The sequence below is a fragment of the Streptomyces sp. NPDC087263 genome (genome assembly GCF_044744645.1).
Taxonomy (GTDB): domain Bacteria; phylum Actinomycetota; class Actinomycetes; order Streptomycetales; family Streptomycetaceae; genus Streptomyces.
On sequence record NZ_JBIUYT010000003.1, the window covers coordinates 671,200 to 691,639 of the forward strand.

A 20,440-nucleotide genomic window follows, 5' to 3' on the forward strand; every position below is an offset into this window, starting at 1 on the left:
CGGGACCAGGTGACGGTCAGGGGAGTGGAGGGCTTTGCAGCACGAGGGCGAGGCTGTGTTCCGCGTCGTCGTTCAGCGCGTTGCGGAAGGCCTTGTTGTAGGCGTCGTCCCCCGCCGCTTTGCGCGCTTGCAGCTCCCATTGGTCACGGACCTCGGAAAGTTCGGGTGTGCCGCGATTCGGGTGGCCGAGCATGCGCCAGAAGGTGTTCCCGGTTCCCGAGGTGTGGGCCGCCCCGATGCCGTTGCCCTGGACCGCGTTCGCTCCGGTGAGGAGGTCGAGAGCGAGGGCGATTCCGAGGTTGTCGTTCACGATGTGCTTGCTGGTGAGCATGGCCAGGGCGTGGCGTTCGGCGTCGTGCGCGCGGCCCTGGAGGAGGTCTATGAAGGCGAGTTGATGGAACGCGTACGACCGCGCCCACTGCTCGCCGTACCGAAGGCTGAGATCGCGCAGATCGATGGCAGCTTCATAGGCCTCGGCCAGTCGGCCCAGCGCGGATTGGGCGAACGTCCGGATCACCATGCAGCAGAGCTGCGGCGCGCCCGACGGGGGAGACGTGCTGTGGTTGGTCAAGGCCTGGTGGCTGACGTCGTACGCGGCCTGGGGGCGGCCCGCCATGAGGTGGGTGAGGCCGAGGGTGTGGGCGGCGAAGAGTTGGGACTGTGGGGTGCCGTCCTGGCGCGCCGCATCGGCGCATTCCTCCCCGATGCGCAGGGCGATGTGGTGGTCGCCCTGGAGGGTGAGCGTGATGCCCAGGGCCCAGAGCGCTCGGGTGCGGGAGGGGCCCTTGGGCGTGTCGAGAGCCAGGACGCGTTCAAGATAGTCGCGGGATTCGTGGAGGTGTCCGCAGCAGGGCCAGAACAGGCCCGTCCGGCCGGCCATTTCGAGGGCGGCAACGGGGTCCGCCTCGATGAGGTGGTCGAGAGCGGCGCGTACGTCACTGTGGCTTGCGGAGATCCGCGCGTACCAGGCGACCTGCCGATCGCTGAGCCAGTCGGCCTCGGACTCGGCCAGGACGGTGGCGAAGTGCGCGGCATGGAGTCGGGTGAGGGCCTGCTCCTCACCGAGTTCCGCGAGCCACATGGCCCCGTACTCGCACACTGTGTCGAGCATGCGGTAGCGGGTGCCCACCTGTTGGAGGACGGACTGATCGACGAGCCGCTCGAGAAGCGGAGGGATGTCGTGGGCAGTGAGAGGGCCTCCCGCGCAGACGGACTGGGCGTCCGACACTTCGACGGGGCCGCGGAAGACGGAGAGCCTGGCCCACAGTAGGCGCTCGACGGGGGAGCACAGTTCGTGGCTCCAGCCGATCGCCGTGCGAAGGGCTCGGTGGCGCTGGGGCCACATCGTCTCGTCGACGAGGGTGTCGAGCCGTGAGCCGAGGCGCTCGGCGATCTCCGTGAGGCTGCTCTCCCGCAGGCGCGCGCAGGCGAGTTCGACGGCGAGCGGGATTCCCTCGAGGCGGCGACAGATGGCGGCGACGGCGTCGGCGGAGCCGGGGGAGTCGAGGGACACCGCAGGGGCGGCCGTGGCGCAGCGCTCGCGGAACAGGCGCACGGCGTCTCCGCTGCCGCCCTCGTCCATGGAGAGCGGAGCCACCTCGATACGGTGCTCACCCTTCACGCCGAGGGGCTCTCTACTGGTGGCGATGACCTTCAAGTGCGGTGCAGCAGCGAGGAGTTCGCTCAGCAGCGAGCGGCAGGAAGCCAGCACTCGTTCGCAGCAGTCGAAGACGAGTACGACCTCCCGACCGGTCAGCCACTCGCACAGCGCCTCGACGGGGGCGCGCGGATTGTGGTCCAGGAGATCGACCGCGTCGCAGACCGTGGCGGTGAACAAGCGGTCGTCGTAGAGGTTGGACAGGTCGACCCACCAGACTCCGTCGGTGTAACGACCTCGTATCTGCTCCGCGACGCGCAGCGCCAGACGGCTCTTACCGACACCGCCGCCACCGGTGAGGGTGACCAAACGATGCCGGGCCGACGCCACTTTGACTTCGTCGAGTTCGCTGTCACGGCCGACGAAGCTGGTCGTCATCACGGGGAGGTTGCCTACCACGGCCCTATCCTGCCTAGCTTGGGCGCGGGGCCAGCCCCTCTTACGTGAAACGGTCACAAGCGATCGAGTTCGACAACTATTCGATCGGAAAGTCTCTGTAGTCGACGAGGTGAACCGCTTCGTTTGACCTTTTGGGCCCCCGACCGGGCCAAAAGGCCGTCCGTAGGGGGTGGGTTCGCCTCCCGTTCGGGCAGTCTGCGCTTTCACGCCGGATCGCAACCGGATGCGTGGCCGATCTGGGCCACGCATCCGGTTGCTCGCCGCTACTTGGTGCCGTACACGGCGAGTTCGCTGATCGCCATCTGGCCGCCGGCCTGGCCACCGGAGTTCGGCCGGTCGGCGACGACCCGCACATAACGAGCCGTGACCGGTGCGTCCAGCTGGACGCCGGTGACGCCTCCCGCACTGTCAGTGCGGTGCGCGACCGTCCAGAAGGACGAACCGTCGAGGGAGACGTCCACGTGGAAGGCGGTCGCGTACTTGTCGGTGGGCGTGAGGACGGACACCACGTTGACCGACTGCGCCTGCTGGAGGTCCACTTGCAGCGTCCACCGGTAGCGTCCCGAAGCCTGCGCGAAAGTCGACGTGTTGCCGTCGTCGCCGAGCGCCGGGGTGGAACTCGGTTGCATGTCGGCCTGGGTTCCGTCGATGAACAGCGCTTGGGCCGGCGTGTTCAGCGCGATGTTGTTGCTGCCCTGGGTGGCGGGGGCGTACGCGCCGATCTCGCTGATCGCCATCTGGTCCCCGCGCTGGCCCGAGTTGTCCGGCTTGTCGGCGACGACGCGCAGGTAGCGGGCGGTCACCGGCGTGGAGAAGGCGACGGGGACGGTTCCCCAGCCGCTGTTGTTGACGGTGCTGACGGTGGTCCAGGTGGTCCCGTTGGTCGAGGCGTCCACGTGGAAGTCGGTCGCGAAGTGGGCCTGGGGCATGCCGACCGTGAGGTATCCCAGGGTCTGGGACTGCTGCAGGTCGACCACGAGCTGCCACTTGAACTGCCCGCTGGCCTGTGTGGACGTGGCGGGGTCACCGTCCGTCGCGTAGGCCACCTGGGACCCCGGCTGCAGCTGTGCGGTGCTGCCGTCGAGGAACTGCGCCACGGCCGGCTTGTGGGCCGCGAGGTTGGTCGGCGCCGCGCCGGTCGGCGGTGCGGCGATGCCCGCGTACGCCGTTTCGAGGCCTGCGTTGGCCAGGAGCGAAGCCGGTACACCGACGCCGTCGGCGGAGACCTGCGTGTTCCCGCTGACGTTGACGTTGCTCGGGTTCCCGCAGACCCAGTTGGGCGTGAGGTTCTCGAAGTAGTTGCCGGTGAAGGAGAAGTCGCCGTACGGAGTGGTCGTCCCCTCCTTGCAGCCGCCCATGGAGGCGTTGTTGGCGTTGTAGGCCGCGTTGCCGGTCATCGTCACATACTGGCTGCCGCCGTCGGTGTAGATGGCGAACCCGCCGCCCCCGGCGCCGCGTACGACGTTGCCGCTGATGACCAGGCCGTCGGAGAGCGAGGTGCCCTCCTGCCCGAGGACGTAGATGCCGCCGCCGTCGGTGCGCTGCTGCATGTAGTCGTAGACGAGGTTGTTGGTGATCTTGTTGCCCGAGGACTTGGTGGCGGTGCGTCCCCAGCCCCAGTTCGAACTGATGCCGCTGTAGGGGACGTTGTTGACCTGGTTGTGCGTGATCGTGTCGTTGCGGGTGTAGCCCTGGAAGATGCCGACGCCGCCGGTGTACTCGACGGCTATGTTGTGGATCCAGTTGTCGGCGATGGTGTTGCCGGTGGGCAGGACACCGAGGTCGGTCGGGTTCGCGTCGGTGCCGTTGCCGATCTCGATGCCGCTTCCGGAGATGTCGGTGAAGACGTTCCCGGTGATCGAGGAGTTGGTGACGCCCTGGCCCAACTGGAGCCCGGCGGCGCCGAGATGCTGAAAGGTGTTGCCGCTCAGCTTCAGCCCGTCGGTATAGGCGAACGTCACGTTGCCCGGAGTCATCGTCCAGTTGCCGTACGGGCAGGTTCCCGGATCAGTGGTGGAGAAGCGGTCGCACGACCCCTGCTTCTGCCAGGCGCTGGCACCGGTGAGACGCATGTTCGCCTGCACCTCGGAGAAGCCGTCGGCCGAGTTCGGGGTGGTCCAGCCCCCGTACGCGACGGTGATACCGCTGATGGACAGGCCGCGCAGCGGGTTCGAGGCGGTGCCTTCGCCCGTGATCAGGTTCTGCAGGCTGGGGAGTTCGGCGTCGGCGGTGCCCATCTGCTGGCCCGCGCGGGGCAGGTAGTAGACGGTGTGGCCCGGCTTGTCGAGGTAGAACTCGCCCGGAGCGTTGAGCAGTTCCTTCGCGTTCTCGATGGTGGTCGGTATGTCGGCGTTCACGCCGTACTGCTTCTTCGTGGAGTTGTCGAAGCACGGCTGCTGCATCGTGACGGTGCTTCCCGACACCGAGGCGACGCCGCAGCGCATCTGCGTCCACTCGACGCCGTAGACGAACTCCATGTTGGAGATGTTCTGCCAGCCGGCAAGGGTCGTGTTCGAGGTCGTGTAGCCGGTGGCGGTACGGGTGAAGGTGGTCGGCGCCGGTCCGGACGCGCGGTTGGCGCGCACACCGTCGACGTAGAGCTGGCGGGTGTCGGTGCCGGACGGGACGTTGGCGCTCCAGACGCCGTTGGATCCCTGGGTCCATCCGGTGACCTGCTGGCCGCCGCTGAGGACCGGGTGGGTGCCGGGAGCCGCCTGGTAGCTGACGGTGTGACCGCCCGTCGCGGAGTCGCCCGCCGTGGAACCGAACGAGAGCGGGCCGCTGAGACGGTAAGTCCCGTCGGCCAGCACGACGTTGATGTCCGTGGTCATCGTGGCTGTCGCCGCCCGGACCTTGCTCTGCGCGGTCAGAAGCGCGCACGGGGCCGTGGTCGAGCAGGTGGTGCCCTGTCCCGTCGGGGCGACGTTGTAGACGATGGGTGCGGCCGCGGCTTCGGCGGGAATCACGCCGACACCAATGGCGGCAGCCACGAGGAGTGTTGGCACTGCGGCGATGGCCGTCCGGAATGCGGCCGGGCGCAGGAAACGTCGATGCATGGATTCTCCGAGGAGTCGTTGGGGGAGATGGCGCTGCCGGGGGCGGCACGGCATTGCGTGTCACCTATCCGGTATCCGGGGGGTGAGCGACGTGCACGAGCTCCTCGGCGTCCATGTGGCGCTCGTGCGCCACGGGGGCCGACGTCACCAGCGATTCGTGCGGGTGGCGTACGGGGTTGGTCACACCGGCGTCGGCAGGGCGCGCGATCCGCGTGGCACCGGTGATGCCGCCGCGCAGCGTCGTAACCATGCGGACGTCGAAGGTGGCGTCCTTGGCGTCGACGAGATCGACGCGGTTGTGCCGGTGCTGTCGGACGTCGCAGACGTCTTGGACGTCGCGGACGTCTTTGACGCCTCGGCGACGAACAGCGTGACCGCTACCGCCTGAGCGAAACGCGGCCCGAACGGTGGCAGTTGGACGTTGCGCCCGTTCCTTCCCGCCCGCGTTGCCTGCGGCCCTGGCACGTCGAAAGCCTCCTTCAGGAAATGAATAAGATTCATAGCTCCGGCTTGATGCAGCGCGCCACTATGACATTTGTGTGTCGCGAAGGGAAGACTTACATCAAATCTCAGCGTGGGAAGGCACTTTCGCACGCCAATGGTGCATAACAGGGCAGTACTCCCCATTGTTTGGCTCGGAAGACCTAGACGTATATTTCCCCTCCATGCAAATGAAGCTGACTCTTTACGAACTCACCGGTACCTGATTACCGGGTCCTTGGGTTCAATCGTCAACGGCTCGAGCCGACAGCTCAGTTGTGACCTCGAGTGACGTCGGGAGGGCGAGCGTGGCGTGGACGGTGCAGTCCGTGCGTCCGGCCGTGGGCTATCCTCCGCGCATGCGTGGACAGTTCACCGGCTGGCCTGAGCAGGCCATGGACGTGTTGTGGAAGCTCCAGGGCGAACCGACCCACGCGACCCGCGAGCGCTACCGCGCGGACCGCGAACGCCTGGTACGGCAGCCGATGATCGCTCTGCTGAACGAGGTCGCGGACACCGACCGCCGGTACGAGGACTTCTCCGTCTGGCACTACCGCACCAACTCCTGGTGGTGGCAGCACCAGGGCGCGGTGATCCGGCTCGGCCGCAAGGTGGAGATCGGTCTCCGGTTCGACCTGGACGGCCTGCGGATACAGGGCGCCTGGTGGTACCCCGATCCCGGCCAGGTGGACATGTTCCGCAAAGCCGTGGCCTCCGAGGGGAGCGGCCGCGATCTGTCCGCCATCGTCGAGGACGTACGTAAGAAGGGTTACGACGTCTCGGGCGACGTGATGAAACGCCCCCCGCGCGGCTATCCGGCGGACCACTCCCGTACGGACCTGCTACGCCACCGTTCGCTGATCGCCGCCCGCCCCCTCGGCTGCGAGGAGTGGCTGCACACCCCCGAGGCGGTCGACCGGGTCCTCTCGGCCGCAACCGACCTGGACGCCCTGCTGATGTGGCTGGTCCGCCATGTGAAGAGCGCGGCCTGACGTCACGAGGCCACCGCGCAGCACGGGAGCAACCGCACCGGTGCCGCGCGGCCCCCACGCTCAGAAGCAGATGCGCGTCTTCGGTGCCGACCGGTCGTCCATCGCCCGATAGCCGTCCGGCCCCTCGGCCAGGGGAACGGCACGATCGAAGACGGGCTCCGGAACGAGGACACCGGCGAGCACATCCGGCAGGAGTTCGGGAATGCCCGCGCGCAGCGTGATGCGGTGGTCGAACATCCGGCGCGGATTGCCCCTCCTCACCGTCTTCGTAGCCCCGCAACGGGGTTGCCAGCCTGCGGAGTTGACCTGACCACCTCCCGTGTCGAGTGCGTGGCCTGGTGGGGTGGCACCAGCTCCGGAGGAAGGCGAACCGTCCCTGGAGGGGGTCATCCAGCACGCTCAGGAGGTGCGGCCCGGCCCTGACGCCAGCTGATCCCCGATGTCGGATGCGTCACCGGCGCAAGTCTTGGCGTGTGGAGTGCAGGGCATGGCCAACGGCCTTGCCCGGCTGCCCGGACACGGTCGGCACTGAAATCATTTCGCCCCTGCTCGCCTTGTTCGGTACGTTCACCGGGTTGTTTTCGCTGCCGGGTAGTCCGTGAGGTTCGCATGTGGACTCCCGGCAGTTCCCAGGATGAGAGCAGGTTTCGTTATGGCGTGTCGTATCAGTGAGCTCGTGCTCGGTTGCCGCGACCCGGAGGTGCTGGCTCGGTTCTGGTGCGAGGTTCTGGACTTCGTCGTGCTCGACCGGGAGGACGACGGCACGCTGGAGATCGGGCCTCGTGAAGGGTTCGGCGGCCCGCAACCGACGATCATCCTCAGCCGCAGGGATGAGCCGGAGAAGGGGAAGCCGCGACTGCACCTCGACGTCAACGCCACCGACCGCGATCAGGACGCCGAGCTCGAACGCCTTCTGAAACTCGGCGCGCGCCCGGCCGACATCGGCCAGACGGGGCAGGAGCCGTGGCATGTCCTGACCGACCCCGAAGGCAATGAGTTCTGCCTGCTCAAGGCCCGCCTCAACCCACTCTGATGCCCATCGCTCACGTCTCGGCACCAGGTCTCGGGTCTGCGTCGATGTCCTGTGCGACGGGGGTGTCCTCTCGACAGCATGCGGGTCCACCAGGAGAAATGAGGGGAAGAGCCCCTTGGTAGGGTGCGCCGATGTCATCGATCAAGCAGTTCCAAGTCACCTTTGACTGCGCGGAACCTGAGCGCCTTGCTCGCTTCTGGTGCGAGGTGTTGGGGTACGTCGTACCGCCGCCACCGGAGACGTTTGCGACTTGGGACGATTTCAGGCGTTCGCAGGCCCCTGAGCAGCAGGATTCATGGTTCGCCTGTATAGATCCCTCAGGGGTGGGCCCGCGACTGTTTTTCCAGCGTGTCCCCGAGGGGAAGGCTGTCAAAAACCGGGTGCATCTTGATGTACGGGTTGGCACCGGCCTCGTGGGCGAAGAGCGTCTTGCCGCACTTGAGGCTGAACGCACGCGCCTGGAGCCGCTCGGCGCAGTGCACGTGCAGACGTTGTACGACGGCAATGATGCCTGCATCCCGATGCTGGACATCGAGGGCAACGAGTTCTGCATCGACTGAGCCTCCCTCGAATCGGCGAGGTGGAGAGCCGCCTCCCTTGGACCCCGCTGGTCTCGCAGGAGCGGGAGTTATCCGGTGAGGACGAGGTGGTGCGGCCGGGTTGCGGCCGCTTAGCGGGGAGCTGCCCGGCCGCGACTGTCACATTGAGTGACCGATGCTGCGTGCCGGTGTCCAGTCCCATCCTTGTCAGCAACTGGGGATGTCTTTCATGCTTCGGGCATGCGGCGGACTGTGTGGCTGGCCGTGGTGATCACGGTGGGGATCGGCGTGCTGCTGGGCTGTTGCGTGGCGTTCGCGCCTGCCTGGATCGTGCGGCACGACATCGGCGACCACGGCGGGTTCCAGCTTTCGGCTGCCGACCGGCTCAAAGCGGTGAACGACGTACGCGTGGTGCTTCTGCAGGGCGCGGGAGGGATGGTCGCGCTGGGCGGCTTCGGGCTGGGTGCGGTGCTCACCCTGCGTCAGATCCGCGTGAGTCGGGAGGGGCAGTTCATCGAGCTGTTCGGGCGGGCCATCGAGCAACTGTCAAATGAGCAGGTGTCCGTGCGGCACGGCGGCGTGTACGCCATGGAGCAGATCGCCGACGCGGCACCGCACTATCGCGGCCATGTGGCCGCACTGCTGGCCTCTTTCGTCAGACAACAGGCGCCTTGGCCGCCGCCCCGTCCACCCGGTGAGGTGGACGCCGAACGACAGCGCTATCACGGGGGGCTCCGTGACGACGTGGGCGGAGCCATTGCGGCGCTGAGCCGACGCAGCATGGTGATGCCAGGAGACAGCATCGAGCTGGAGAAGGTCGACCTGCGCGGCGCCGAGCTGGCCGATCACGACCTGAGCGGGTTCTGCTTCGCCGGATCCAACCTCGACGGAGCCGACTTCACCGGCTGTGACCTCTGGCGCACGACGTTCGCCGACGCCGGCTTGCGGAGCGCCAACCTGACGGGCGCCGCACTCACCGACGCGGACTTCACCGGCGCGGACCTCACAGGGGCCATCGGCACCGGGACGCCCCCGCACGGCACCACGCTCCGGGCATTCAGGACTGACGTCGAGTGAGCTCGTACAGCGTGTGCGTTTTCGAAAGCAAGACTCCGGCCGCGTGAATGAGCACAGCGGGCTGGATTCGCAGCTGGCCGTACGCGGGGAATTTCCAGCGTCCGCCGTCATCGACGGAGAGAGTGGGATCGGTACGACTCCCCAGGATGTGTCTTGGGCCCAAAGAGGGTGTGACCGAGATACGCGCCAAAGGGGCAACGGGATGATCTTGAAGCCCTGATCCGCTCAGATCTACGTGCGGCGACGTGCAGCGGGGTCGCGTTCGGCGACGTGCCGGGCGACCGAGTCGACGCCGGGGCGGGCATACCGCTCCAGGGAGCGGACGGAGGCGTGGCGGGAGCGGGCCAGCAGCATCGGGGTGGAGGTGCCGTCTTCCGCGTCGTGCGTCAGTGCACTGTGGCGGAGCCGGTGCAGGGTCCAGCCGTCCAGGTCCTCGATGTCGTCGGGTGAGGCGAGGGGGTTGGCCAGCAGCCGGGTGTTCTCCTCGAAGATCTCCTCAGCGCGGCGGTAGGAGAGCCGGGCCCGGCCGGTCTCCGGGCACACGTCGAGCGTCGGTGTTCCGGCCGGAGCCTTGCGGTCGGTGAGGAACAGCGGGCCGCAGGTGCGGCGGGCGATGAGGCGGGGCAGGAGCTGGGCGGTGCCGGACTGCCAGTGAATCCACTCAATCGCCCCGCCCTTGGCGGTGATCTTCCCCCGCTTGTCCTGCGGGTACAGGTCTTCCACGTTCAGGCACAGCACCTCGTCGGCCCGTGCGGCGGACTCGTAGAGCATCTTCCACTGCGTCTTCTCCCGCAGCGCGACGTCGAGGCGCCACAGGGCAGCGATCTGATTCTCCGCGAGAGCCTTGGTGCGGTCCGGCGGCGCCGGCCGCCGCTCGATGCCGATCGTCGGATCGCACTCGGTCCAACCCTGGCGCTGCCACCAGCCGATCGCCTTGCGTGCGATGGACAACTCCCGGTTGACGGTGTCGGCGTCCATCTCGTCCGCCCGCGCCGCCGCCAGCTCGGCCAGCACCTCGGGCAGCGCCGGGTCATCGATGGCGGCGACGGGGAAGATGGGCGGCTTCGCGCCCCGGCGGGCGGGTCCGGTCGGCGCCGGTTCACCGATGAGCATCCACCCCCAGGTCGTCAGCGAGATCCGGTAGATACGCGCGGAGGACTTCGCGATGCCCGCGCCGGTGAGGTAGCGCTCGACCGCCGCGGTGTACGACGCGGGAGGGGCGGACATGGGCACGACACGGGCGCGCGGCAACCGCAACGCGCCCCCGCTCCCGAGTTCGGTCACCGGTTCGATCGTCATGCCCTCTCCGCCCTCCCGGTGCTGCCGCAGTAAATGCGTACACCTCACCCCGGCGGCCGGAATGCCCCGCCACAGGTCGCGATGATCACGGTAAGGGCTCCGCCGCAGTAAATCTGGCATTTACTGCGGCACTGCCACCGGCCGTCGCAGCAACCGCAGAACTGAACGTCATGTAGCGCTGCACGCCACCTGACCGTAGCTACTACGAGGTCTGCCGGCCCCGGCCCTCAGCCTTTGCCGAAGTGCACTGCGGGGAAGGCGCCCGCTGCTCTGAGGGTTTTGGAGAAGCCGCCGGCCAGTTCGGTGAGGCGTGCGGTGGCGGCCGGGCCGAGGTGGTCGTACGGGGCGGCGTCGAGGCGGTCGGTGAGTACCTCGGTCTCGCCGCGCAGGGTCGCGCCCGCCTGCCTGAGGTCGCCCGCCTCGTCCAGCAGGCCGCGCTCGCGCAACTGGTCCCGGGCGGTGTCCCACTGCTGCGCGGACCACCCGCGGGTCCGCATGAACAGTGCCGATGTCGGTGCCGTGCCGGTGGCGTTGTGCAGGACTAGCGCCTCGATTCCGGACAGGCCGGCGATCGCCAGGGCGGCGAGGTGACCGTCACCCCGGTGTTCGCGCAGAAGCGTCGCGGCGTGCCACAGGGCCAGGTGCGGCTCCTCGGGCACCGGGAGGCCGGCGTGCGCGGCGTACAGCGGGCGCGCCTCACGGTGGCACGCCTCGGTGGCGCGCAGCGCCAGCCCAGCTGCCTCGGCCATCTCCTTCGACGCGAGGACCTCCCGTCCGAGCTGTCGTCGCAGCATCCCGTCCACGCCGCGCAGTAGCGCCGCGAGCACCGCCTCCGGTGTGGTGACCGTCCACGCGGCGGGAATGTACCGCTTCACATGTTCGTGGTTGAAGTTGTAGAACGTCGCCGTGACGGTGCCCGCGCCGACTGCACCGAGCGGGGCAGCGCGGCCCGCGTAGTAGGACATGGCCCCGCGCTCAAACCCGAGCGCCGCGAGTTCGTCCTGCCGCTCCGGTGCGAAATACACGGCTGTGTGCAGAGGGCTGACGGCGTTGTGGCAGTGGCGGCCTGTGCTCGCCTGAAAGGTAGTCATGCTGTGGCTCCGGTGTCGGTGATCAGGTGTGGTCGTGCGGCCAGGCGGGCGAGGCGCATCAGACTTCCTTCTCGGGTTCGTGGTGGGTGCAGCCGGTCAGCCCGGCCGCGGTCTGGGTGAGGTGCCGGATCAGTACCTCGGCTGCGGTGTCGGCGTCGCGGGCCAGCGCCGCCTCCTCCAGTCGGCGGTGCTCGGCGGCGCCGTCCCGGTCGGGGTTGCGGTGCGCCGACCAGCGGCGGGCCAGCTCGCTCGCGGTCCACAGCCGGTCGAAGGTCTCCAGCAGGACGAGGTTGCCGCACCCCTCCAGCAGCGTGCGGTGGAAGAGGCGGTGGGCTTCGGCCCAGGCGCTGCTGTAGTGCTCGCCCTCCTCCGCCACGTACGCCGGGGTGCGGGTCAGACGGTGGTGGGAGGCTCGTACGCGGGCTTCCCAGTCCACATCGCCGCGTTCGACGGCCATGCGCAGCATGACTGGTTCGATCGTCCGGCGGGCCTCCGCGATCTCCTGCCAGCGGCGGTCGGAGTAGGCCGGGACGGCGAAGCCGCGGTTGGGCAGCCGGTCGGCGAGGCCCTCGCCGACCACCCGCACGAGCGCCTCACGCACGACGGCCAGGCTCACGCCCTGCTCTTTCGCGAGGTCCTGGGGTTTAAGGGCATCACCGGGGGCGTGGTCCCCGCGCATGATCGCGTCCCGCAGGTGTGTGTAGACCTGCTCGGAGAGCATCTGCTTCCCCGCCGAGGGTGAGGTGTGAGTCGTCTGGGTCATGCCCACACAATAGATGATCCGAGTAATAATCGATTATCGGTGTTATCGTCGATCTCGGTAGTGAGCGGGAGCGTAACCACGTCGCCTTCTGGCGCCACCACGGCGGGACCTCCGCCGACCGCATCACCACCACCCCACAGCGCACCTGAGAGGCACGACACCATGAGCTCCAACGACCCCTTTGCCCGTCTCCCCGAGGCGGCCTCTTTCACCGTTGTCAGCACCACCGTCACCGACGGCGCCCCCTGGTCGATCGAGCAATACTCCGGCCTCTCCGGCGTTCCCGGCGGGAAGGACGTCTCCCCGCAACTTTCTTGGAGCGGCGCCCCGGAAGGCACCAAGAGCTACGCCGTCACGGTCTACGACCCCGACGCCCCCACCGGGTCCGGGTTCTGGCACTGGGCGGTCGCCGACATCCCTGCCACCGTCACCGAGTTGCCCGAAGGTGCCGGCGACGACACCGGCTCGGGCCTGCCCGGGGGCGCGTTCCAGCTGCCCAACGACGCCCGCGCGGCCCGTTTCATCGGCGCCGCCCCGCCGGCCGGACACGGCCCGCACCGCTACTTCACCGTGGTGCATGCCCTCGACGTCGAGTCCATCGGCGTCCCCGCCGACGCCACCCCGGCCACCCTCGGCTTCACCATGGCCGGCCACATCCTCGGCCGCGCGGTCCTGACAGCCACCGCTGAGACTCTCGCCTGAAGAACAGCCATAAGGCCCGCGCCGAGCGCAACCGGGCCCTCCACCTGGTCAACGTCCGGTGGGAGGCGCTAAGGACCGCGGCGAACCGGCTGGCCACTTGCCACGCCTACCTCGTCCCCCTGGTCACCAGCCCCGAGGCCGGTCACAAAGGGCGTCCGAAGCTACAGGAAGCTTCGGACGCCCCTTTCGACTGTGGCGACAGGGTCAGCGAGCCACCGCGGCGGTGGCTTCGACGGAGCGCGGGCTCGGCACCTTCACTGGCGGCACCAAGTCGACCCGCTTGTCCATGTCGAGAGTGCCGTACGGGTTGGTGTTCGACCAGAACAATGCCCTTATCCCTCGTCGGTCTTCGTCCGACAGTTTCTTCGCCCACGCCGGTTCGGCGACGATCTGCATGAGGTGGCTTCGGGCGCCGCTTCGCCTGTACGGCCAGCGCTCACACAAGAAGGCTCGCAGTCGGTCAAGCGGCCTGGCCGAGGCCGACAACGGTCAGGTCCTGCTCGCGCAGCGGTGTGAAGTCGACGTCGAGCTTCGGGTCGTACGCGTCGGGCTGGATGCCGAGTTCATGCGTGCTGTACTCGCCGAACCGATTGATGTGCTCGGTCAGGTACGGCGAGATGTGCGCAAGGTCCTCCGGGTCGATCTCCCATCCCTCCTCCAGCAGCTGCCGCACGATCTCCGCGATGTCCAGGGCGTTGTGGAAGATCACCGCGTTCGTGAGCAGCGCGTTGAACTTCATCGCCTTCTCCTGCTCGATGGGGTCGTTATCGGCGATGACGCCGCGGTTGCCGAAGCCGATCCACTGGGAGAACCGGTTGTACGACTCCACCTTGTTGGTCGCCGCCGTCACACGCCGGCGCAGCGGCGAGTCGGAGAGGTAGCGCAGGAGCTGCACGGTGCGGATCACGCGGCCGACCTCGCGGAAGGCGGCGTAAGTGGCATTTTTCCGCGACCCCGAGCGCAGGCGCTTGAGCAGCGTGGAGGAGGAGATGGTGCCCTCGCGTACAGAGACGGCCACGCGCATCAGGTGGCGGAACTGGGACTCGATCAGGTCGAAGTCGATGACGTGCTTGCCCGGCTCGCCGAACAGGGCGTCGATGTGCACGTACTCGCTCTGCTTGGAGGGCCGGTAGAAGGTCAGTTCCTTCCAGTTTCTGATCCTGGGCATCAGATCGAAGCCCAGCAGGTGGGCGAGCGCGAAGACAGGGAAGCTCTGGCCTTGGGTATCCGCGTGCACGGCGGTCGGCTGCACCTCGGAGGTGTTCTTCAGCAGGCCCTCGATGATGTAGACGGCCTCCCACACCCCGCACGGGATGAAGTGCGTGAACAGCGCGATATAGGTGTCCGAGATGTGGTGGTAGGCGATTCCCCCCGGCTTGCCATACCTGACGCTCGTCTCGGAGAGCAGGTTGTCGAGATAGGTGTCCATGTGGGTGCCGTCCGCCGCGACTGTGGTCCCGTCGCCCCACGCCTGCGAGATGTCCAGGCGGGCGTGCGCGTTCACCAGGTCGGCGACCGCCTCGTTCAGCAGCACGATCGAGAAGTGCTTGTTGGCGACGTACGACAGCTCGTGCCCGCTCACCCCGGGGATGTGCCGGACGGCCTCGTACGGGCCCATGTTGGTGCCCTTGACGAACGTCACGATCACATAGCGGCCCAGGGGGTCGGTGAGCTTGGGCTCGTTGCCCGACGGCGGGCCGAAACGGCGCCACCACTCCACCCAGTACGCGGTCCGGGCCACGATCCCCATCAGGGAACGCTCCGGCATCCTCGCCTTGATCTCCTGCTCCAGCCGCTTCGCCGAGGGCCGCTGACCGTCCGCCCTAAACGCCTTCAGTGAGGGGATGCCCGTCTCCGGATCGATGACCAGGCCGTCGTTCTCCGGGTACCCGGCGTCAGCCACCGCGGCGGCGCCGCGCAGCTTGTCCTCCAGCTGCCGACGGAAGAACTTGGCGTCGAACTCGGTGCTCTCGCCCGGCTCGGCGAGGCCGACCTCCACGAGGTAGGACCCCAGCGTCTCCTGGACGGCCTCCCAGGTCAGCAGCTGCTCGGACCAGTCGGCCTACTCCTCCGAGCCGACCACCGCGACGTCGCCGGTGCGCAGTTCCTCGGCGAGCGCGGTGAAGACCATCGCCTCGAAGTGCTTGCGCACGAACTGCCCGGTCCGGGTCTTGTCGACCACCGCCTTGCGCCAGTTCTGGGTGGCGAAAGAGATGTCGACCTCCTTGCCCTCCTCGTTGAAGGCGGTGATGTACTCGCCGCGGGCCGCCTGGTGCCGCTGGGCGTGCGCGAGCGCGTCCAGCACACGGCTGTCCTCGCTGGTCGCGGTGAACTTCAGCTTGTCGTTGTCGGCCAGGTCGAACATCACCGCCCGGTCCCGGCCGATCTGCCCGTACAGCAGCACTTCCCAGAAGTTGCCGTGATGGGCGGAGACCTTCTCGATCTGCTCGTACTGCTTCGCGAACCCGCCGAAGCCGTCCACCGCGCGGGTGACCGCGCCGAACCCGCCAGCCTGCACCACCTGAGCCTTCACCAGGGCGAGGACCGCCGGGGAGACCCTGCCCTCCAGCCGCGTCGCAACCTCGTCCACCGGTGCCTCCTCGTCCAGACCGTCCAGGGCCTGGCGGACTTCGGCGGTCATGGCCGCGGCCTTCGTGAGCGCCTCCTGGGCCGGGCCGCCCTCGTCGATGTGCTTGAGCACCGTGCGGTAGTTCCCGATCAGGGCCTCGACGATCTCCCGCTCGGCGAGCCGGATCTCTTCCAGCTCCGCCTTGGCCTTCTTGATCTTCGTCGCCACGCGCTTGCAGCACATCGTCGCCAGGTCGTCCCGCACCCGCATCCTGGCCTTGTGCGTCAGGGCCGCGACCAGCGCGATGCGTTTGACGGGGACGAAGTCCCGCAGCTCCGAGGCATCCGCCGCGTCCGCCTCCCCGGCGAAGTCGGTGATCTTCCCTGCGGCGACTCCGTCCATCCATACATCGGTGTCGCCCAGCTCGTCCAGCCATTCCAGACGCTTGGTCAGGTTCTTGAAGTGCGACCAGGTCGGGCCCTGCGCGGGCTTCTTCAGCCGGTTGAACAGCGTCGTCCCGTCACTGTCGCGGTCCTCCAACAGTCGCATGAGCCCCGCCCGCTGAGCGACGCTCATGCGGTCGTGGATGCCCGTGCAGATCGAGGCGTTCACCTCGGTGCGGATTTTCGAGGCCATCTTGTCGAAGGTCGAGAACCCGGGCAGTTCCAGCCCGGACTCCACCACCTTCTCCAGCGCGATGTTGATCAGATCCGCCGGGCGGTTCTTCGCCGCGGCCTCCTTGCGGATCGACTGCTCGACGATCCCGCGGGCCTTGGCCTGGTCGTATGTCACGCCAGCCTGCTTGCGGACCAGGCCCCGGTGGTGCTTGGCGGTCCGCTCCGCCCGGTACACCGGCAGCGTGCCCTCCGGTAGCTCCACCGCCCGCCGGACGAAGTCCACCACCATCTCCGGGACGTCCTCCAACGCCGGGAAACACCCCATACGCCGGTACGACTTCAGCATCAGCAGCAGCGCCAGCAGATGCTCATCGCAGTCCGTGGCATCGGCCGCCCACTCCAGCTCATCGCGGCTCGGGGAGAAGAACAGATGCAGCTCATGCGCGGTGATCAGCCGCTTGAACCGCGGATACGCGGTCCGTTCAATCGATGTCACAACCCACCCCAGGCCCCAGACGACGCTCAACATCACCACCAACGACACTGAGCCGAATGGGTGACGGCCGACGGGCGCTCAGGGCTTCAAGATCATCCCGTTGCCCCTTTGGCGCGTATCTCGGTCACACCCCCAAAGGCCGAAGCCATGGCTCTGCTTGACGCCGTGGGCCCCGTAGCGGCCGTGGCGGGCGTGGCGGCGCTCGGCTTGGGTGCGTGGCAGCTTCGTGTCGCGGCTCTGGACGTTCGTACGCCAGCAGATCTTCTGCCAGCAGGGATCCGGTCTTCCAACGTCAGGCCAGGCTCCACGGTCTGCCCCTGTATACCGGGTCAGCACCTTCGCTCCGCTGGGCAACTGGCCGCACTGGGCGAATCATTGCCTGTCAGGCGTCGTCGTCGCGGGTAGCAGGTCGTCGGGTTGTGGAGCCGAGCGCCCTATCGCCCAGGAGGATGGGCGCGTTCATAGGTTCCGGGTTCCGGAACCCGTGTGGCGGACCCAACCGGCGTGTCCTCGGATGCGGGAAAAGTCTGTCGCCCCCGCATCGATGTTCCCGTAGGGTGCGCGGGTTGTCGTGGCGGAGAGGTGGTTCGGGACGTGGCACGCAGGGCGGGGACGCGCGAGCAGTTGGCGGGTGCGGTGCGGGCCGCGTTGGGCGGTGGTCGGCGGCTGGAGGCGGTTGAGCGGGTCTCGGGCGGCAGCAAGAAGGGCGTGTACCGCCTGGTGATGGACGATGCGACGACAGCGATCGCCTACGTGTGGGACAACGCCGAGAACTACTGGCCGACGGCCGAGGGCGATGACGACCTCACCGACCCGTTCTCACCCGGTGCCGGCCTCGCCCTGTTCGAGGCCGCGCACGCGCGGCTGGACGCATTGGGTGTCCGCGTCCCGGCGATCCGTTAGGTCGACCGCGACGGCGTCCACTGCCGGGCCGGCCTCGCGATCGTGGAGGATTTCCAGGGCGAGAACCTGGAGGAGCTGCTCGCGCGCGACCCGAGTGTGGCTGCCCCGGTCATGGCCCGGCTCGGGGAGGCGCTGGAGGCGATGGGGCGGCATCGGGCCTTCACCTACGGCAAGGTGGCTGTGGTGGACGCAGGTGGAACATCGCGCGGGATGTCGTGCCAGGGGGTCGTCCTGGACCGTGCGCTACGTGACCTCGCCGAGGCGGCGTCGCGCGATCCACGTGTCGCGGGAGCCCGCGGCCGACTGGAGGAACGGCTGCAAGGTCTGGCGGCGGTGGTGCGGCCACGTGCCCAGTACGCGGTCGTGCACGGTGAACTGGGGCCCGACCATGTGCTGGTGGACACGGACGGAAACCCTGTGGTGATCGACATCGAGGGCTTGACGTACTTCGACGTCGAGTGGGAGCACGTCTTTCTGCAGATCCGCCTGCACGACGCCTACCGGCCACTGAAGGTGGACGGACTGGACGAGGACCGGCTCGCGCTCTACATGCTCGCGCAGCGACTCTCACTGACGGCAGGTCCACTGCGCCTGCTCGACGGCGATTTCCCCGACCGGGCGTTCATGGCGGGCATAGCCGAGTACAACCTGAACAAGGCACTCGACCTGGTCGACGGGTGAACACCTGCGGCGTGCCACTTGGTTCCTATCAAGCCCGCCCCAGGGAAACGCCTGCCCAGAGGCCGGCTCCCGGCAGCCCGATTGCCAGTACACCGCAGCCTGGTTCGTGGACGAACTCCGCGGGCAGCTGACAGCGGACGCCGCCGAGCAGGACGCGCCGCGGTAATGGCGCCTAGGACGGCCTGGCGCTGGGAAGGGGTAGCCCTGTCGGTCGATCACCCCCCACCGGCGCGAACTCCCGTGACTCCAAGGAGAGATGACTCGTGCTCAGATCAAGGAGCAGGACAACGATGGCCGCCCTGGCCGCGCTGTGCGGACTGCTCTTCACGGCCGCAGCACCCGCTCAGGCGACCGTCCAGGCCAGACACGGTTCCCGATTCGTGGTGAGCGAAGCGCAGTTCGAGCGCATGTTCCCGGACCGGAACACCTTCTACACGTACGACGGGCTGCTCGAAGCCACCGAGGCGTACCCCGCCTTCGCCCGCACCGGCAGCCGGACCGTCCGCAAACAGGAGGCCGCAGCCTTCCTCGCGAACATAAGCCACGAAACCGGCGGTCTGTTCTATGTCCGGGCGCAGAACGAGGCGACCTACCCGATCTTCTGCGACGCCACCCAGCCCTACGGCTGTCCGGCGGGAACCTCCGCGTACTACGGGCGCGGGGCGATCATGCTGAGCTGGAACTTCAACTACAAGGCCGCGGGCGACGCGTTGGGCCTGGACCTGCTCAACAACCCCTGGCTGGTCGAGACCGATCCGGCCGTGGCCTGGATGACAGCGCTGTGGTACTGGAACACCCAGACCGGCCCCGGGACGATGACCGGGCACGACGCGATCACCGGCGGTCACGGTTTCGGTCAGACGATCTGGAGTCTCAACGGCTCCACCGAGTGCAACGGCGGCCGGCCCGATCAGATGCAGCACCGGGTGGACCTTTACCTCGCGTTCACCGACATCCTGCACACCGCGCCGGGCGCGAACCTCAGCTGCTGAGTAGTCCCGTGGCGGGTCCGCACACCCGCCACGGACAACAGCAGGCTGGGTCTTTCGTCCCCGGCGTTCCGTCGTCCAGCCTGGAGCAGGTACGTCGCCGCGAAGTCGCCGCTTGACGGGAAGGCGTGAGGGGGCCACTTACCGCGCCGGCGGATCCCTACCGCCCCTGACAAGAGACCGGACGGCCCGGTGTTTGGGCAACACCGGGCCGTCCTCGGTCTGTCGGCCCCGGTCCGGGACCTTAGCGTTCCCTCACTTCAGTCAGCCGTGCGAAACGGTCAGCCCGTAGAACGCGACCCGCGCGCCCTTCGTAGTGCTGTCGGAGGACGACTGGTTGTAGGAACCGGCCTTGAAGTACTGCTTGTACGGGAAGAACGACGACGGGATCGTGTAGTGCGTGGTGCTGCCGTTGACGGTCAGGTTGATGGTGTTGCCGCCGGACACGGCGATGGTGTAGGTCCACGTCTTGCCGACCGACACATTGCCTACGGTGTGCAGTGTCTGGCCGCCCGAGGGGGAGTTCTCGGTACCGGCGACGATGTCGCCGTTCGACCGGTAGTACAGCTCCACCAGCGGCTTGGTGGAGGTGCCGCCGGAGCCGAGGTGAATCTGCCCCACGCACACGTTGGACGTCACCGACACCACGCGCAGAGTCGCGCTCAGTTTGTGGCTGCCGCTCAGGGACCAGTCCGCCGCGCTGCCGCTCTGGTTCATCTCGCGCAACTCGGAGCGGGCGTAGTTGGAGTTCGGGGTGGTGACGCCCTTCTCGGGTGCCCAGAACGTCATTGCTCCGTCACGGGTGTCCGTGTAGAAGTACGAGTCCTGGAAGCCGTTCGAGCCCTGCAGTCGCGACGAGGATATGGTGGTGGGACTGCCGGGCGACCCCACGGGCTCCTGCAACTGCCAGACCGACAGGTCGAAGTTGCCGCCGGGAGCGACCTTCGGATCTGCGGCGCCGGCGCTTGAGGTGCCCAACACGGTGACCACGGCGACAGTGGCCGCGACGGTAGCCGTCGCGAGAACTCTGGTACGAATCATGGTGCCGTCCTTCGGGATGTGGGGGAGGACAGGGCGAGTTCAGGTCTGTGAACAAG

At 67.8% G+C, this 20,440-nt stretch carries 17 protein-coding genes and 1 pseudogene; 8 read left to right on the forward strand and 10 right to left on the reverse strand.

All coding sequences use genetic code 11. The features are described from left to right. Positions 1-16 precede the first annotated feature (16 nt). On the reverse strand, positions 17-2,035 hold the full coding sequence (locus ACIPC1_RS12410) for an ATP-binding protein (RefSeq protein WP_402515988.1): 2,019 nt from the start codon (positions 2,033-2,035) through the stop codon (positions 17-19). 284 nt (positions 2,036-2,319) lie between these two features. Then, entirely contained in the window at positions 2,320-5,046 is a 2,727-nt protein-coding gene (locus ACIPC1_RS12415; protein WP_402515990.1) for a discoidin domain-containing protein, read from the reverse strand. Positions 5,047-5,203: 157 nt separating this feature from the next. Here ACIPC1_RS12415 and ACIPC1_RS12420 point away from each other — a divergent pair, with 157 nt between their 5' ends. Further along, the gene (locus tag ACIPC1_RS12420; RefSeq protein ID WP_402515993.1) at positions 5,204-5,500 is read left to right on the forward strand and encodes a hypothetical protein; all 297 of its coding nucleotides are present in this window, start codon (positions 5,204-5,206) and stop codon (positions 5,498-5,500) included. Positions 5,501-5,951: 451 nt separating this feature from the next. After that, on the forward strand, positions 5,952-6,584 hold the full coding sequence (locus tag ACIPC1_RS12425) for a DUF2461 family protein (protein ID WP_402515996.1): 633 nt from the start codon (positions 5,952-5,954) through the stop codon (positions 6,582-6,584). 60 nt (positions 6,585-6,644) lie between these two features. On the opposite strand, the gene ACIPC1_RS12430 is transcribed toward ACIPC1_RS12425, so the two are convergent. Next, positions 6,645-6,821, reverse strand: coding sequence for a hypothetical protein (locus ACIPC1_RS12430; protein WP_402515997.1), 177 nt, complete (start codon positions 6,819-6,821; stop codon positions 6,645-6,647). Between the two features lie 415 nt (positions 6,822-7,236). Between ACIPC1_RS12430 and ACIPC1_RS12435 the strand changes: the two genes are divergently transcribed. The 3 genes from ACIPC1_RS12435 to ACIPC1_RS12445 all read left to right on the forward strand — a co-directional run bounded on the left by ACIPC1_RS12435 (position 7,237) and on the right by ACIPC1_RS12445 (position 9,233). Continuing rightward, positions 7,237-7,617, forward strand: a complete 381-nt coding sequence (locus ACIPC1_RS12435) for a VOC family protein (protein WP_384388534.1) — start codon at positions 7,237-7,239, stop codon at positions 7,615-7,617. Positions 7,618-7,748: 131 nt separating this feature from the next. Next, positions 7,749-8,177 (forward strand): VOC family protein, encoded by a 429-nt coding sequence (locus ACIPC1_RS12440; RefSeq protein ID WP_402515999.1) that lies wholly within the window; start codon positions 7,749-7,751, stop codon positions 8,175-8,177. Positions 8,178-8,396: 219 nt separating this feature from the next. Then, a complete protein-coding gene (locus ACIPC1_RS12445; RefSeq protein WP_402516001.1) occupies positions 8,397-9,233 on the forward strand; it encodes a pentapeptide repeat-containing protein in 837 nt (278 codons plus the stop codon). Positions 9,234-9,464: 231 nt separating this feature from the next. On the opposite strand, the gene ACIPC1_RS12450 is transcribed toward ACIPC1_RS12445, so the two are convergent. The 3 genes from ACIPC1_RS12450 to ACIPC1_RS12460 all read right to left on the reverse strand — a co-directional run bounded on the left by ACIPC1_RS12450 (position 9,465) and on the right by ACIPC1_RS12460 (position 12,386). Further along, the gene (locus ACIPC1_RS12450) at positions 9,465-10,532 is read right to left on the reverse strand and encodes a tyrosine-type recombinase/integrase (RefSeq protein ID WP_402516002.1); all 1,068 of its coding nucleotides are present in this window, start codon (positions 10,530-10,532) and stop codon (positions 9,465-9,467) included. A 227-nt stretch (positions 10,533-10,759) separates the two neighbouring features. Next, positions 10,760-11,623: a hypothetical protein gene (locus ACIPC1_RS12455; protein WP_402516004.1), complete on the reverse strand. Its 864-nt coding sequence runs from the start codon at positions 11,621-11,623 to the stop codon at positions 10,760-10,762. A gap of 58 nt (positions 11,624-11,681) precedes the next feature. After that, positions 11,682-12,386 carry a GntR family transcriptional regulator gene (locus ACIPC1_RS12460; protein WP_402516007.1) on the reverse strand — a complete coding sequence of 235 codons (705 nt, stop codon included), beginning with the start codon at positions 12,384-12,386 and terminating at the stop codon, positions 11,682-11,684. Between the two features lie 162 nt (positions 12,387-12,548). On the opposite strand from ACIPC1_RS12460, the gene ACIPC1_RS12465 reads away from it, so the two are divergent. Then, a complete protein-coding gene (locus ACIPC1_RS12465) occupies positions 12,549-13,088 on the forward strand; it encodes a YbhB/YbcL family Raf kinase inhibitor-like protein (RefSeq protein WP_402516010.1) in 540 nt (179 codons plus the stop codon). A 204-nt stretch (positions 13,089-13,292) separates the two neighbouring features. On the opposite strand, the gene ACIPC1_RS12470 is transcribed toward ACIPC1_RS12465, so the two are convergent. The 3 genes from ACIPC1_RS12470 to ACIPC1_RS12480 form a co-directional block, all read right to left on the reverse strand. Beyond that, the gene (locus tag ACIPC1_RS12470; protein ID WP_402516011.1) at positions 13,293-13,484 is read right to left on the reverse strand and encodes a hypothetical protein; all 192 of its coding nucleotides are present in this window, start codon (positions 13,482-13,484) and stop codon (positions 13,293-13,295) included. Between the two features lie 64 nt (positions 13,485-13,548). Then, positions 13,549-15,087, reverse strand: coding sequence for a transposase (locus tag ACIPC1_RS12475; protein ID WP_402516014.1), 1,539 nt, complete (start codon positions 15,085-15,087; stop codon positions 13,549-13,551). A 63-nt stretch (positions 15,088-15,150) separates the two neighbouring features. Next, positions 15,151-16,770 carry a DUF4158 domain-containing protein gene (locus ACIPC1_RS12480; RefSeq protein ID WP_402516016.1) on the reverse strand — a complete coding sequence of 540 codons (1,620 nt, stop codon included), beginning with the start codon at positions 16,768-16,770 and terminating at the stop codon, positions 15,151-15,153. Positions 16,771-17,478: 708 nt separating this feature from the next. On the opposite strand from ACIPC1_RS12480, the pseudogene ACIPC1_RS12485 reads away from it, so the two are divergent. Continuing rightward, positions 17,479-18,354: pseudogene (locus tag ACIPC1_RS12485) on the forward strand (phosphotransferase family protein). Positions 18,355-18,644: 290 nt separating this feature from the next. Next, positions 18,645-19,346, forward strand: coding sequence for a chitinase (locus ACIPC1_RS12490; RefSeq protein ID WP_384388540.1), 702 nt, complete (start codon positions 18,645-18,647; stop codon positions 19,344-19,346). Between the two features lie 261 nt (positions 19,347-19,607). Here the strand turns inward: ACIPC1_RS12490 and ACIPC1_RS12495 are convergent, their stop codons facing one another. Then, positions 19,608-20,384: a polysaccharide lyase family 7 protein gene (locus ACIPC1_RS12495; protein WP_402516018.1), complete on the reverse strand. Its 777-nt coding sequence runs from the start codon at positions 20,382-20,384 to the stop codon at positions 19,608-19,610. Positions 20,385-20,440 lie beyond the last annotated feature (56 nt).